12 protein-coding genes and 1 pseudogene are annotated in these 15,378 nt (G+C 40.7%); 11 read left to right on the plus strand and 2 right to left on the minus strand.

The features are described 5' to 3' along the window. Positions 1-49: 49 nt before the first annotated feature. Both strH and FJR73_RS07620 read right to left on the minus strand, forming a co-directional pair. Positions 50-4,000: an LPXTG-anchored beta-N-acetylhexosaminidase StrH gene (gene strH / locus FJR73_RS07615; RefSeq protein WP_140834234.1), complete on the minus strand. Its 3,951-nt coding sequence runs from the start codon at positions 3,998-4,000 to the stop codon at positions 50-52. Positions 4,001-4,298: 298 nt separating this feature from the next. Further along, positions 4,299-5,015: a GntR family transcriptional regulator gene (locus FJR73_RS07620; protein ID WP_140834237.1), complete on the minus strand. Its 717-nt coding sequence runs from the start codon at positions 5,013-5,015 to the stop codon at positions 4,299-4,301. Between the two features lie 319 nt (positions 5,016-5,334). Here FJR73_RS07620 and FJR73_RS07625 point away from each other — a divergent pair, with 319 nt between their 5' ends. From FJR73_RS07625 to FJR73_RS07680, 11 genes and pseudogenes are all read left to right on the plus strand, one after another. Beyond that, entirely contained in the window at positions 5,335-7,122 is a 1,788-nt protein-coding gene (locus FJR73_RS07625) for a beta-galactosidase family protein (RefSeq protein WP_140834239.1), read from the plus strand. Further along, a complete protein-coding gene (locus FJR73_RS07630; protein WP_000156970.1) occupies positions 7,119-7,595 on the plus strand; it encodes a PTS system mannose/fructose/N-acetylgalactosamine-transporter subunit IIB in 477 nt (158 codons plus the stop codon). The genes FJR73_RS07625 and FJR73_RS07630 overlap by 4 nt, the downstream gene beginning before the upstream one ends. 26 nt (positions 7,596-7,621) lie before the next feature. After that, positions 7,622-8,527 (plus strand): PTS mannose/fructose/sorbose/N-acetylgalactosamine transporter subunit IIC, encoded by a 906-nt coding sequence (locus FJR73_RS07635; protein WP_140834241.1) that lies wholly within the window; start codon positions 7,622-7,624, stop codon positions 8,525-8,527. Next, on the plus strand, positions 8,514-9,335 hold the full coding sequence (locus FJR73_RS07640; RefSeq protein ID WP_140834244.1) for a PTS system mannose/fructose/sorbose family transporter subunit IID: 822 nt from the start codon (positions 8,514-8,516) through the stop codon (positions 9,333-9,335). Before FJR73_RS07635 ends, FJR73_RS07640 begins: the two co-directional genes overlap by 14 nt. Positions 9,336-9,338: 3 nt before the next feature. Further along, the gene (locus FJR73_RS07645; protein ID WP_140834246.1) at positions 9,339-9,743 is read left to right on the plus strand and encodes a PTS sugar transporter subunit IIA; all 405 of its coding nucleotides are present in this window, start codon (positions 9,339-9,341) and stop codon (positions 9,741-9,743) included. 99 nt (positions 9,744-9,842) lie between these two features. Then, on the plus strand, positions 9,843-11,009 hold the full coding sequence (locus FJR73_RS07650; protein ID WP_140834247.1) for an SIS domain-containing protein: 1,167 nt from the start codon (positions 9,843-9,845) through the stop codon (positions 11,007-11,009). 310 nt (positions 11,010-11,319) lie between these two features. Then, positions 11,320-12,357: an aldose epimerase family protein gene (locus tag FJR73_RS07660; protein WP_140834249.1), complete on the plus strand. Its 1,038-nt coding sequence runs from the start codon at positions 11,320-11,322 to the stop codon at positions 12,355-12,357. A gap of 136 nt (positions 12,358-12,493) precedes the next feature. Further along, positions 12,494-13,690: a CAP domain-containing protein gene (locus FJR73_RS07665; protein WP_140834251.1), complete on the plus strand. Its 1,197-nt coding sequence runs from the start codon at positions 12,494-12,496 to the stop codon at positions 13,688-13,690. A gap of 195 nt (positions 13,691-13,885) precedes the next feature. After that, the gene (locus tag FJR73_RS07670; RefSeq protein ID WP_140834253.1) at positions 13,886-14,740 is read left to right on the plus strand and encodes a VOC family protein; all 855 of its coding nucleotides are present in this window, start codon (positions 13,886-13,888) and stop codon (positions 14,738-14,740) included. 149 nt (positions 14,741-14,889) lie between these two features. Then, complete coding sequence (locus FJR73_RS07675) at positions 14,890-15,147, plus strand: metal-sensitive transcriptional regulator (RefSeq protein WP_000185159.1); 258 nt, start codon at positions 14,890-14,892, stop codon at positions 15,145-15,147. A gap of 161 nt (positions 15,148-15,308) precedes the next feature. Beyond that, positions 15,309-15,378: pseudogene (locus FJR73_RS07680) on the plus strand (transposase); the annotation flags it as partial.

Here is a 15,378-nt window from a genome sequence, read left to right on the forward strand (position 1 = left end):
CAATAAACAGCGAGCTTCAATCTCGCTGTTTATTTTTTATCGAAAACACCTAGTCTTCTTTTCTTTTAGTGAGTCCGTAGGCTGCTAGTGTGGCCATGAGTCCTGCGACTACTAGTCCTGCAGAATGGTGACTTCCTGTTTCAGGAAGTTTATTTTCTTTTGCTACAGAAGCTGGGCCTTGAGGAAGAGCTTTGTTTTCCTCAACAGGAAGAGTTGCTGGAGCTGGCACATTTGGAATCTCTAGTGCTGGTTTTTCTTCTTTGAAAGCTGCTTGTCCGTTTTCATCGCCTACATGTGTTACCAGAGTTCCGACTTCGACTACTTGTGTAACAGCTTCCTGCGCTACGACACTGGTAACCAATGTTCTAACTTCAGTTCCGTCTGCAGCCGTAGTTACAGAATAGAAATGACTTATACGACCGTTTACACCTTCTGTTACGACACGGGATTGTCCTTTAGGCAATTGATCAGTTTCACGAGTGATGGTTGTAAATGGAATTGCTTCCTCTTGGATATCTAGTCTAGGTTTTGCATCACTAGTTGGTGCAAGACCACTTTCATCACCCTTGTGAGTTACAGGAGCACCAACTTCGACAACTTGGTTCACAGCTTCTTTGGTTACCTGGCTATCAAGAACGGTTTCTGTTGATTTCCCATTTTCTGTAAGAACAGAGATGTAAGAAGTACGTTCACCTAGAACTCCAGCTTTGACAACTTTTTCTTGTCCAGCTGGGAGATTTGGATTGTCTTTCTTGATAACTTCAAACGGGATTTCTTCTGTCTTCACAAGAAGTTCTGGTCGGTTTTCAACGTTAGCAGCCAGTTCATTTTCATCTAGGCTTCCTAAGTGAGTGGCAGCTGGTTTCAGACCTTTAAGGGCAGTCTTTAGTTTATCTACTAGTGCGTCTAGTTCAGCTTGTTTGCTGCGGTTGATGTTAAGATTGAGTCCGTCTTTTGCGGTCTTGAGGGCTGCTAGGCTTTCTGCGCTGTATCCGTCTAAGTTTGTAGGAATTTTAGCCACTGCTTCACGAAGCGCATTATAATTAGCACGGAAGTAGTCTTTGTTGTGGTCTGCAAAGGCAGTCATGAGTTCAAAGATTTCCTCTTCCTTGTACTCAGCGCTTGGTCTATCTGCCCAGATTGAAAGCATACTACCAACTGTTGGAAGGTCTACCTCAGGATATTTAGTAGAAGCAAGTTGATTGAATGGAACTTTACCAGAATTTTCAACTGCTTTTGAAAGAGGGTAGGCTTCATCTTGTTTGTGATTTCCTATAACATAGTACCAGTCACCGTTGGTATTCAAGAACTTATAGCCCTTGCTTGCGAGGTATTGAGGTGATGCAAGATTGTAGCCCCACCATCCTTTAGACCAGTAAGAAATCAAGACATCTTTGTCAAACTGAACATCATCCTTGTCTTCGTAATAGAAACCATCGTTGAAGGCCATTGGTTGTAGCCCTCTTTCCTTAGCCATAGCAGCTAGACTGTTAGAATAGTCTGCGAACTTGTTATAGAGGCCATACCATTTGAGGTAGTACCAACCTTGGGCGTTGGTCGCATCATTGGCATATTCATCTGTACCATAGTTGAAAATCTTTGATTTATCAGCAAAGTAATCCATGTACTTACCGATAAGGGCTTTGGTAAAGTTAAGGGCTTCTTGATTTTCAAGATCCATGGTTGTTTTTGAGACCTTATCAAAGTTGGCTTGAGGATTCTTGATGCCAAGTTTTTCCATAGCAACCAGCATGGCATCCATATGTCCAGGACTATTGATAGCGGGAATTAGACCAATACCTTTTTCCTTAGCGTATTGAACAAGCTCTGTCACTTCTGCCTGTGTCAACGCAGTACCGTTTGGATCGTCGTAGTAAGCTTTAGTTCCTTCGATAATAGCTTTTTTAACGTCATCACTAGCATAGGTTTTTCCGTTGGCAGTAATGGTCATATCATCGAGTAGGAAACGAAGGCCATCATTTCCTAGAAGGAGATGGGCATCAGAGTAGCCGAGTTCGCTAGCCTTATCTACGATACGTTTGAGTTGATCTAGAGAGAAGTATTTGCGACCTGCATCGATGGAAATGACTTTATTCTTATTAAGTTTTTCAAGTTCGCGTTTAGCATCTTCTTCTTTTTGAGCTTCTGGGGTGAAGATTAGCTGACTAACAGCTTCCTGAAGTTTTGCGATCGCTTGGTCAATTGTGTCTTGCTGAGCACGACTGAGGTTGCTATCAAGTGAACGGATTGCTTTTTCAGCTTCTTTGACCGCATTAACGCTTTCTGCAGTATAACGGTTCAGGTCTTTTGGTACCTCGTTTAGTGCTTGTTCAGCAGACTGGTAGTCTGCAGCGAAGTATTCAGCATTGGCATTTGCAAAATGACGCATGAGTTTGAAGAGGCGAGATGGGGAATAACGTGCAGATGGTGTATCAGCCCAAGCGGCTACCATACCACCGATGAATGGGACATCAGCTCCTTCTGTTTTTGGAACAGAAGTGATTGGTGTATTTTTAATACCATTGAGCCCCTGATCGAGATTGTACCAACCTTGGCCGTCAGCATTTCGTCCGAGGACGTAGTACCAAGCATCGTTGGTATTAAGGATTTGGTGGCCCTTTTCAGCCAGTAGTTTAGAAGAAGCAACATCGTAGCCACCCCAACCACCAGTCCACATGGAAACGATGATGTCTTTGTCAAAACTACCAAAGCTTGTGTCGCTATTGTAGTAGATACCATCATTAAATGCCATTGGTTTGAGACCGTGTGATTTTACAATACGAGCAAGGTCATTGGCGTAAGAGATGAATTTCTCATATCCTTTTTCAGGGTAACCTTCATTTGGATAATATTTATCCGCTTGAAGCACGCTCCAACCTTTAGCATTTGTTGCATCATTAGCATATTCATCTAGTCCAATATTGAAGATTTCAGACTTATTAGAGAAGTAGTTAGCGTATTTGTCAATCAGAGTTTTAGTAAAATCGACTGCTTGTTTATTATTTAAGTCAACAGTTCGTTCAGATTTTTTACCAAAATAATCGAAGTTAGGATTTTCAATACCCAGTTCTTTCATGGCATTGAGAATGGCATCCATATGTCCAGGACTATTGACAGTTGGAATCACTCCAATACCCTTGTCTTTGGCATAATTGATCAAATCTGTCATCTGACTTTCAGTGAGATGGTTACCATTTGGATCATTGTAATAAGCGTTTGTTCCATTTTCAATAGCACGTTTGACATCATCACTTGAGTAGGTTTTATCGCCCACTTTCATAGACATATCATCCAACATGAAACGGAGCCCATCGTTACCTACTAAGAGATGGAGGTCTGTATAACCATATTCTTTGGCCTTATCGATGATTTCTTTGAGCTGCTCAGGTGAGAAATATTTACGTCCGGCGTCAATTGAAACAATTTTTCGTTTAGCTAATTTTTCATTTTGAGTTGCAGAGCGTTCCTTTCCTGCCTCTGTTTTAAGTTTATCAGTCTTTGTTTTCGTATTATCTTTTTCAGATGGCTTATCCTTGTCAGCTTCTGGTTGATCAGTCTTGTCTATGTTAGACTCTTTGGAATCAGCCTCTTCTAGCTCTTCCTTTTTAGGAGTAACTTCCTCTGACTTTTTATCAGAAATTTCTTTTTCAGCAGTAGCAGAAGTTAGCACTTTTTCTTTATCACTAGGAGTGAAGCCTTCTTCCTCTTGTGATTTTTCTCCTGTTTTTGAAAGACTAGCTACCTTATCAGTAGATGGAGTTTCTGCTTCTACAGTTTTTGGAGCTTCTGGTTGAAGCTCTGCTTTAGGTGTTTCCTCAGTCCGATTTTCGGATGATTGAGGGGAATCAGAAACCGTATGGATGGATGGTTGGTTTTCTGTAGTAGTAGTAACTCCATCGGCTGCAACAGCTTGTGCTTGGAAAGCAAATCCAATTAGAACAGAAGCTGCTCCTAACGCGTATTTACGAATGGAAAAACGCTGTTGTTTTTCTTGTTTCATTGCAAAACCTCCTGATTGTATTTTGATATTGATAACGTTTACACAACTCAACAATTTTATTTTATTTGTTATGTTAACAGGAGTCAAGTGCTATTGTTTTAAAACTATAATAAGTATAAAAACTAATAAAAATTAAATAAAGAATTCTATTTATTAACATATGTATATGTAGTGTAATTCAATCCTATTTCTATAAAATATTCTACAAAATATAGAAGATCACAAAAAAGTAAGCGTTTTCTTTTGATTGTGGTATAATATGTATAGAAAAAGCCTAAGCGGCGCTCAGGCTTTCTTCTTAGTGATCACGGTCACATGAAATGAATTTGATTTTGTAGTAATCCGCTCGTTTATATGTTTCGCTGTATGCGAGAACTTGACCAGTAGACTCTAGTTTAGTAGTCTTGGTTTGTAAAACAGTTGGGAATTGTTTATCGACTCCGAGGACGGAAGCCGCATGTTCTGGAGTTGGAAATGCTATTTCATTGATTTCTTCAAAATGTTCATCATTCATGTGAATGTGGTAATCTGATTTGAAACGGTTATAGATAGAACTATAATATTCAAGATTTGGATAATTTGCGTTGATGTATTGTTCTGGGATATATGATGTGTGGTAGATGTATGCGACACCATTTGTTTCGCGGACACGTTCAATCTTGTAGTAGAACTGATCACCACGTAATCCAAGTTTTTCCAAGTAGTTTAGTTTATTTCCGCGTTCAATAGAAAGGACGGTCACCTTATCATCTTTAGTTTCAAAAACTTCTACATCTGAAAACTCTACGAGTTTGTGTTTGCGTGCGCGTGAAACGAATGTACCCTTTCCTTGTTGGCGGACAATATAACCATCTTTGGCAAGGTCGTTTAAGGCACGGACAACTGTGATAGAACTAACATCATACATTGCAATCAATTCAGCTTCAGTGTAAAATTTATCTCCACTTGCAAATTGCCCAGAGATGATTTTGTTCTTTAATTCATCTTTTATATATTGATATTTTGGAATTGCCATAATTTCACCTCGATTTTCCTTCTCCGTTAAAGATTTTACCATAAAAACGGAAAGAATAGTAGTCTTTTGAATAAAAAAATTAGAATAATAGACTATAAGGTTAATTTACATATAAAAAAGGAGATTTTATACATTTTTATACATGCTAGCTACTTGAAGCTCTATGTCTGTAAAATCTATATCTTTATAATTTTTTTGTGTAAAAGTTGGTAAAAAATGAAAAAAATTGTGAAAACCTATTGACAAATGCAGAATATTGAGATATATTTACTATATCAACAAATGAAAGCGTGAACTTTAATTGTCAGAAGGTAATAATATGACACGATTTGAGATTAGGGACGATTTCTATTTAGATGGAAAACCGTTCAAGATTCTGTCCGGCGCCATTCATTATTTTAGGATTCCGCCAGAAGATTGGTCTCATTCGCTCTACAACTTGAAGGCTCTTGGTTTTAACACGGTAGAGACTTACGTTGCTTGGAATCTACACGAACCCCGTGAGGGTGAGTTTAACTTTGAAGGAGCTCTGGATTTGGAGAGATTTCTCCAAATAGCACAAGATTTAGGCCTCTATGCTATTGTACGTCCGTCACCGTTTATCTGTGCGGAGTGGGAATTTGGTGGTTTACCGGCTTGGCTCTTAACCAAAGATATGAGGATTCGTTCATCAGACCCAGCCTATATTGAAGCTGTCGGTCGCTACTATGACCAGCTCTTGTCACGACTGGTCCCACATTTGTTGGACAAGGGTGGCAATATTCTCATGATGCAGGTTGAAAATGAGTATGGTTCTTATGGAGAAGATAAGGCTTACCTGAGAGCAATTCGACAGTTGATGGAAGAGCGTGGCGTAACCTGTCCCCTCTTTACATCAGACGGTCCATGGAGAGCAACTCTGAAAGCTGGAACCTTAATCGAAGATGATCTCTTTGTAACAGGGAACTTTGGTTCTAAGGCACCTTACAACTTTTCACAGATGCAGGAATTCTTTGATGAGCATGGCAAGAAATGGCCACTCATGTGTATGGAGTTCTGGGATGGTTGGTTCAACCGTTGGAAAGAACCGATTATCACACGGGATCCAAAAGAATTGGCAGATGCAGTTCGAGAGGTTTTGGAACAAGGCTCCATCAATCTGTACATGTTCCATGGTGGTACAAACTTTGGCTTCATGAATGGTTGCTCAGCTCGAGGAACTTTGGACTTGCCACAAGTTACATCGTATGACTACGACGCTCTTCTTGATGAAGAAGGAAATCCAACTGCCAAATATCTGGCAGTTAAGAAGATGATGGCAACACATTTCCCAGAGTATCCGCAGTTAGAACCACTCTACAAAGAGAGTATGGAGTTGGATGCTATTCCACTGGTTGAAAAAGTTTCCTTGTTTGAAACCTTAGATAGCTTGTCTAGTCCAGTAGAAAGTCTCTATCCTAAAAAGATGGAGGAGTTGGGACAAAGTTATGGCTACTTACTCTATCGAACAGAAACAAACTGGGATGCAGAAGAAGAAAGACTTCGTATCATTGATGGTCGAGATAGAGCTCAGCTTTATGTCGATGGTCAGTGGGTTGAAACCCAATATCAGACAGAAATTGGGGAAGATATTTTCTATCAAGGAGAAAAGAAAGCGCTGTCTAGATTGGATATCTTGATAGAAAATATGGGGCGTGTCAACTATGGTCACAAGTTCTTAGCGGATACGCAACGTAAGGGAATTCGGACAGGGGTTTGTAAGGATTTGCATTTCTTACTAAACTGGAAACACTATCCACTCCCACTAGATAATCCTGAGAAAATTGATTTTTCAAAAGGATGGACAGAAGGACAACCAGCCTTTTACGCTTATGACTTTACAGTCGAGGAGCCGAAAGATACTTACCTAGACTTGTCTGAGTTTGGTAAGGGAGTTGCCTTTGTCAATGGGCAAAATCTAGGACGTTTTTGGAATGTCGGCCCAACACTCTCGCTTTATATTCCGCATAGCTATCTCAAGGAAGGTGCCAACCGCATCATTATCTTTGAAACAGAAGGTGAATATAAAGAAGAGATTCATTTAACTCGTAAACCTACACTAAAACATATAAAGGGGGAAAATTTATGACAATTGTAGGATGCCGTATCGATGGACGTTTGATCCACGGACAAGTAGCCAATCTTTGGGCTGGGAAACTAAATGTTTCACGTATTATGGTTGTAGATGACGAAGTTGTCAACAACGACGTTGAAAAGAGTGGTTTGAAACTTGCGACACCACCAGGTGTAAAATTGAGTATTTTGCCAATTGAGAAAGCGGCAGCCAATATTCTTGCTGGTAAATACGATAGCCAACGTCTCTTTATCGTGGCTCGTAAACCAGACCGTTTCCTTGGTTTGGTAGAAGCAGGTGTACCACTTGAAACCCTTAATGTTGGGAATATGTCTCAAACACCAGAAACTCGCGCTATCACACGTTCTATCAACGTAGTAGACAAGGATGTGGAAGATTTCCACAAACTAGCAGAAAAAGGTGTTAAATTAACTGCTCAAATGGTTCCAAATGATCCAATTTCAGACTTTTTGAGCTTATTAAAATAGGAAAAAATTTTTAGGAGGTCATTGTTATGATACAATGGTGGCAAATTTTACTTCTCACTTTGTACTCAGCTTATCAAATCTGTGATGAGTTGACGATCGTTTCATCTGCAGGTTCCCCTGTATTTGCTGGTTTCATTACTGGTTTAATTATGGGAGATGTGACTACTGGTCTGCTTATCGGTGGTAACTTGCAACTGTTCGTTCTTGGGGTTGGTACCTTCGGTGGTGCTTCTCGTATCGACGCAACTTCTGGTGCGGTTCTTGCGACAGCCTTCTCTGTTTCACAAGGAATTGATACAGCACTGGCGATTACAACAATCGCTGTGCCAGTAGCAGCTCTCTTGACTTACTTCGACGTTCTTGGACGTATGACTACTACCTTCTTCGCTCACCGTGTGGATGCTGCAATCGAACGCTTTGACTATAAAGGTATTGAACGCAACTACCTACTTGGTGCGATTCCTTGGGCTCTATCTCGTGCCCTCCCAGTCTTCTTCGCGCTTGCCTTTGGTGGTGCCTTCGTACAATCAGTGGTAGACTTAGTTGAAGCCTACAAATGGGTTGCAGATGGTTTGACACTTGCAGGACGTATGCTTCCAGGTCTTGGATTTGCAATCTTGCTTCGTTACCTTCCAGTTAAACGTAACCTTCACTACCTTGCAATGGGATTTGGTTTGACAGCTATGTTGACTGTTCTTTACTCATATGTAACAGGTCTTGGTGGCGCTGTTGCTGGTATCGTAGGTACTCTACCGAAAGATGTTGCTGAAAAAATTGGCTTCGTGAACAACTTCAAAGGATTGTCTATGATTGGTATCTCTATCGTAGGTATCTTCCTTGCAGTGCTTCACTTCAAGAATAGCCAAAAAGTAGTTGTAGCAGCACCTTCTACACCATCAGAAAGTGGGGAAATCGAAGATGACGAATTCTAATTACAAACTTACAAAAGAAGATTTTAATCAAATCAACAAACGTAGCTTGTTTACTTTCCAATTGGGTTGGAACTACGAACGTATGCAAGCTTCTGGTTACCTTTACATGATCTTGCCTCAATTGCGTAAAATGTATGGAGATGGAACTCCTGAATTGAAAGAAATGATGAAAGTTCATACTCAATTCTTCAATACTTCACCATTCTTCCACACAATCATCGCTGGTTTTGACCTTGCCATGGAAGAAAAAGATGGTGTAGGTTCAAAAGATGCCGTTAACGGTATCAAGACAGGTTTGATGGGACCATTCGCTCCTCTTGGAGATACTATCTTTGGTTCACTTGTACCTGCTATCATGGGATCTATCGCAGCAACTATGGCTATCGCTGGCCAACCATGGGGAATCTTCCTTTGGATCGCAGTTGCAGTAGCGTATGACATCTTCCGTTGGAAACAATTGGAATTTGCCTACAAAGAAGGGGTTAACCTTATCAACAACATGCAAAGTACTTTGACAGCTTTGATTGACGCTGCATCTGTACTTGGTGTCTTCATGATGGGTGCTCTTGTAGCAACAATGATCAACTTTGAAATTTCTTACAAATGGGCAATCGGTGAGAAGATGATTGACTTCCAAGACATCTTGAACTCAATCTTCCCACGCTTGCTTCCAGCAATCTTTACTGCCTTTATCTTCTGGTTGCTTGGTAAGAAAGGTATGAACTCTACTAAAGCTATCGGTATTATTATCGTACTTGCTTTGGCTCTTTCTGCCTTTGGTAAATTTGTACTTGGAATGGGTGCATAATTTATGACGAAATCATTAATTTTGGTGAGTCATGGTCGCTTCTGTGAGGAACTTAAAGGTAGCACTGAAATGATCATGGGTCCACAAGACAATATTCATGCGGTAGCTCTTCTTCCAGAAGATGGCCCAGAAGAATTTACTGCAAAATTTGAAGCTACTATTGAAGGATTGGATGATTTCCTAGTCTTTGCGGATCTTCTCGGTGGAACACCATGTAACGTGGTAAGCCGTTTGATTATGGAAGGTCGTGACATCGAACTTTACGCAGGGATGAATCTTCCAATGGTGATTGAATTTATCAATGCGAGCCTTACAGGCGCAGATGCGGACTACAAGAGCCGTGCTGCAGAAAGCATTGTGAAAGTTAATGACCTGTTAGCGGGCTTCGATGATGACGAAGATGAATAAGATGTGACAACGTGAAAATCGTTAGAACATTTTATATAGAATATACATGGGAATGGGGCTTACTCCCATTCCCATCTTTAATAGAAAAAGAGGAACTCAATGCTACATTATACAAAAGAAGACTTACTCGAATTGGGTGCAGAAATCACTACACGTGAAATCTACCAACAACCTGATGTATGGAAAGAAGCTTTTGAATCTTATCAAGCAAAACGTGAAGAAATTGTAGCCTTCCTACAAGGGATTGCTGATAAACATGACTATATCAAGGTTATCTTGACAGGTGCTGGGACTTCTGCTTATGTGGGAGATACCTTGGCACCTTACTTTAAGGAAGTTTATGACGAACGCAAATGGAATTTCAATGCTATTGCGACAACAGATATCGTTGCCAATCCAGAAACTTACTTGAGAAAAGATGTGGCGACTGTCCTTGTATCTTTTGCTCGTAGTGGGAACTCGCCTGAAAGTGTGGCGACTGTTGATTTGGCAAAAGCCTTGGTGGATGAGCTTTATCAAGTGACGATTACGTGTGCGGCAGATGGTAAATTGGCTCTTCAAGCTCATGGAGATGACCGTAATCTCTTGCTTTTGCAACCAGCTGCTTCTAATGATGCTGGCTTTGCCATGACTTCTAGCTTTACGTCTATGATGTTAACAGCTCTCTTGGTCTTTGATCCTACAGAATTTGCTGTTAAAGCTGAACGTTTTGAAGTTGTATCTAGTCTTGCCCGTAAAATTCTAGACAAGGCAGAAGATGTCAAAGAGCTTGTTGATTTAGACTTTAACCGTGTCATCTATCTAGGCGCTGGTCCTTTCTTTGGACTTGCTCATGAAGCTCAGCTCAAGATTTTGGAACTAACTGCTGGTCAAGTTGCGACTATGTATGAAAGCCCAGTCGGCTTCCGTCACGGTCCAAAATCTCTTATCAACGAAGATACAGTTGTTTTGGTCTTTGGTACAACAACAGACTACACTCGCAAGTACGACTTGGACTTGGTTCGTGAAGTTGCGGGTGATCAGATTGCTCGTCGTGTTGTGCTTTTGAGTGATCAAGCTTTTGGTCTTGAAAATGTCAAAGAAGTTGCCCTTGGTTGTGGCGGTGTCTTGAATGATATTTACCGTGTCTTCCCATACATCGTTTATGCCCAACTCTTTGCCCTATTAACTTCACTCAAGGTAGAAAATAAACCTGATACACCGTCTCCTACAGGTACAGTAAACCGTGTGGTACAAGGTGTTATCATCCACGAATATCAAAAGTAATACTTTTCGAAAATCTCTTTAAACCATACTAGTGTCGCCTTGCCGTATAGATGTTACTGACTTCGTCAGTTCTATCTGCAACCTCAAAACAGTGTTTTGAGCTGACTTTGTCAGTTCTATCTACAACATCAAAGCAGTGCTTTGAGCAGCCTGTGGCTAGCTTCCTAGTTTGCTCTTTGATTTTCATTGAGTATAAGGCAGTGTTTATGAATCCTTGACAAGAGGATTTGTAATTATCAGATAAACCATAGACTGTCAGTACGCTTTCTATGGTTTGTTTACTTGAGAGAAATAGTAAAAGGAGAAGAGAATGAAATCATACATAGAGCGTGTGTTTGGAAATGTTGAGGGACAAGATGTCTTGGCCTATCGATTTGAAACTGACGGTGGCTACCAGCTTGAGGTTATGACTTATGGTGCTACCATCTTGCGCTATGTTACACCTGATAAGGCTGGAAATTTTGCCAATGTTATCTTGGGATTTGATGATTTTGACAGCTATGTAGGTAATAGTCCCAAACATGGAGCTAGCGTAGGTCCTGTGGCAGGCCGTATTGCAGGTGCGACCTTTGAGCTTAATGGTAAGACCTATGACCTTGAAGTCAACAATGCTAGCAACTGTAACCACAGTGGTTCAACTGGTTGGGATTCTAGCTTGTTTGAACTAGTTGAAGTGAGCGACCATGGCCTGACCCTCTACACAGAACGTACAGACGGGGCAGGAGGATTTCCTGGCAATCTCAAGATCTGGATCAGCTATCACTTGGAAGAAACTGGTGCCTATGAAATTAGCTACAAGGTGACAACAGATCAGGATACGCTGGTCAATCCAACCAACCACAGTTATTTCAACTTGTCTGGTGATTTTACGCAGACGATTGACCGTCATGTCTTCCAACTAAATACAGAAGGCATTTACCCAATTGCTCCCGACGGTGTTCCTGCCAAAACTCCAGATGCCAATCGTGATGTGGTCAAACATATCTACAATGGTGCCTTGTTGAAGGATATCTTTGCAGAAGAAGATGAGCAAATCCAGCTGGTATCTGGTTTGGATCACCCATTTGCTCTTCCTGCAGGTCATGACAATGCTGGTTTCCTTTATGACCAAAACTCAGGTCGCTTCCTGCTTTTCAAGACAGAGGCTCCTTGCTTTGTGGTCTACACAGCAAACTTTGTGGATGAGAGTGTCATCATAGGAGGTCAGCCAATGGTACAGCACAATGGGATTGCCCTTGAAGCGCAAGTTTTACCAGATGCCATTCACAGTGACCTTAAAGACCAAGTCATTCTTAAAGCCGGTCAAACCTTCACAAGTAAGACACGTTATGAGCTTGTTGTGAAATAAAGGATGAAGTTTCTACTTTTCGGGATGAATAGCATTTGCCTCATGACATTAGTAGAAACGGACAAAGAATAGGGAAATATGATATAATTTAATAGTGAAAATACCTGTCCTATCTAAAGGATAAAAGGAGAAAAAGATGAAGAAAATTGTATTTGCTAGCGCCTTGGCTTTGACCTTGGCTGGAGCAGTTTTGACAACTGATGTTTTTGCTAATGACAGATTGGTGGCAACACAATCTGCTGATGGTAGAAATGAAAATGTTTTGAGTTCAGAAGTGTTAAATCCTTCTAGTGGCAACGTTTTAGTTGGGATTAAGGGAGAATTTTTAACCCCAGATAAACAAGCTATTTTGGATGCGATTAATAAGATTCGTAAGGAAGCAGCTGATGAAGGTTTGGTAGATAAGTATGTCCCTATCAAATGGTCTACTGATCTTGAGAAAACTGCTTTTGTACGCGCTACTGAGGTGTCAGTAACTCTGAAACCTGAGCGTCTTTCTACGAAAGAAATCTGGACTGCTTTTCCATCTAGTAATAATATAAGAGGAGAAGCTTTAGATGTGAACTATGAAGGTTTTCTAAAAGCAATTGAAAACTGGCATGCTGAGAAGGCGAATTATGTAGCGAAAAAGAAGGGTGGAACATCTAAAGAATTTACAGGTTATTATGAGGTTCTGATCAATTCTAAATTTACCTATGTGGGGCTTGCGGCTTTTAGAAATGCAGCTAGTTCTCAGAAAGTGGCAACGATTTCTATAGCTTTAGGTGATGATGCTTCTTCAGAGGAATTGGCTGGTGGATATGGTTCTGCTATTCAGTATACAGAAGTGACTGCATCAAATCTTTCAACAGTTAAAAGTAAAGCTACGGTTGTAGAAAAACCACTGAAAGATTTTAGAACATCTACATCTAGTCAGTCTGGCTGGGTGAAGTCTAATGGTAAATGGTATTTTTATGAGTCTGGTGATGTGAAGACAGGCTGGGTGAAAACGGGTGGTAAATGGTACTACTTGAATGATTTAGGTGTCATGCAGACTGGATTTGTAGAAGTTGATGGAACATGGTATTTCCTTGATAGTTCAGGCGCGATGTTTACAGGCTGGGGAACAGATGGTAGCAGATGGTTCTACTTTGATGGCTCAGGAGCTATGAAGACAGGCTGGTATAAGGAAAATGGTACTTGGTATTATCTTGATCAATCAGGTGTCATGAAGACAGGTTGGTTTAAAGTAGGCAAGTACTGGTACTATGCATATGGTTCAGGAGCTTTGGCAGTCAGCACAACGACACCAGATGGTTATCGTGTAAATGGTAATGGTGAATGGGTAAACTAGGCTGAAGATAGTAAGTCATAGGTAAAGTATTCATCTTACTTAGCAAAAAGAATGACCGATAAGAAAGAGGTTGATGGCAAACATTGGCCTCTTTTTGTTAGAATAGAGGCTTCAAGTTGTCTGGCTTGACTTTCTTGATGGAAATTATATAATAGTTGTAATAAAAATGATTACAACTGAAAAAGAGGACTATTTATGACCTATGAATACAAGAGCCACATTTATTTAGCAGAGGTAGTTTTAAATGTAAAGGATTTGGCAAGTCAAACAGCCTTTTATCAGCAAATCATTGGTTTAGAAATCTTATCTCAGACTGAGACAGAGACGATTCTAGGACTTGATGGAAAGGCCTTGGTACACCTGATTCAAGCACAAGAGAGTGGACAAGTAAGGGAACATTATGGCCTTTACCATCTGGCCATTCTCTTGCCGACACGTAAGGCTTTGGCTGATGTTTTGAAACACCTGACAGACTTACAGATTCCTCTTGTCGGCGGTGCAGATCATGGTTACAGCGAGGCCATTTACTTGGAGGATTTGGAGGGAAATGGCATTGAACTCTATCGAGATAAGCCAATTTCCACATGGGATATTCGAGAAGATGGACGCATTATCGGAGTGACGGAGGCTCTTGCTGCACAGGATATCTATGAGTTGGGGGAAAGAGTAGAGCCCTTTACTTTAGCCGAGGGTACGAGAATGGGGCATATTCATCTTTCTGTCAAGGATAGTCGAAAGTCCAGCCAGTTTTATCAAAAGGTGTTAGGGCTAGAGGATAAATTCAGTGTACCTAGTGCTAGTTGGATTGCAGCTGGAGACTACCATCATCATTTGGCTGTCAACGAATGGGGAGGAAAAGGCCTAGCTCCGCGTAAGCAAGGCTTGCCAGGCTTAGCCTATTATGTTATTGAAGTTGCTCGTAAAGAAGAACTGTTAACGATTGCCCAGCGAGCACAAGCAGTTGATGCGTCAATCAAGTGGCTGACATCTAGCCAGCTGGAAATTACAGACTTGGATGGAATCGTGACCCGTATTCGTTTAGCAAGGTAAAACGAGGCATCTCCAGCAAGTTATCAGCATTGCTAGTTTGTCTTTTGAAAGGTCTTTGGTAACAGGACTGTGTGAGCTGGATGGGCGAGAATTTTGACAAAGAAGCTGATTAGAGATATAATGAAGAAAAATCAAGCAAGGAAAAAGAAATGACAAACTCAAAGTATATTACTCGTTTGAAACGTTCAGAGGGCCAGTTGCGTGGGATTCAAAAGATGATTGAAGAGGATCGAGACTGTGCTGATATTGTGACGCAATTGACAGCCGTGAAATCTAGTGTGGAGCGCGTGATTGAGATGATAATTACCGAAAACCTTACTGAATGTATCAATCAACCGCTAGATGATCCTGAAGCTCAAAAGGAACGTCTAGAAAAGGCTATCCGATACTTGATTAAACGGAAATAAAGGGATCAGAGTTGAAAGATCTCTACTAATAGAATAGTTTAATGTGAATCAAGAGATGCTGGAAAAAGTCTTTAAAATAAAAGAACGCATACTATCAGGTGTTGATGAACTGCACCCCAAAAGTTAGACAGAAAAAATCTAACTTTTGGGGTGTTTTTATTATGAAATTAACTTATGATGATAAAGTTCAGATCTATGAACTTAGAAAACAAGGATATAGCTTAGAGAAGC

The organism is Streptococcus sp. D2, assembly GCF_006385825.1.
In the GTDB taxonomy this organism is placed as follows: Bacteria; Bacillota; Bacilli; order Lactobacillales; family Streptococcaceae; genus Streptococcus; species Streptococcus shenyangsis.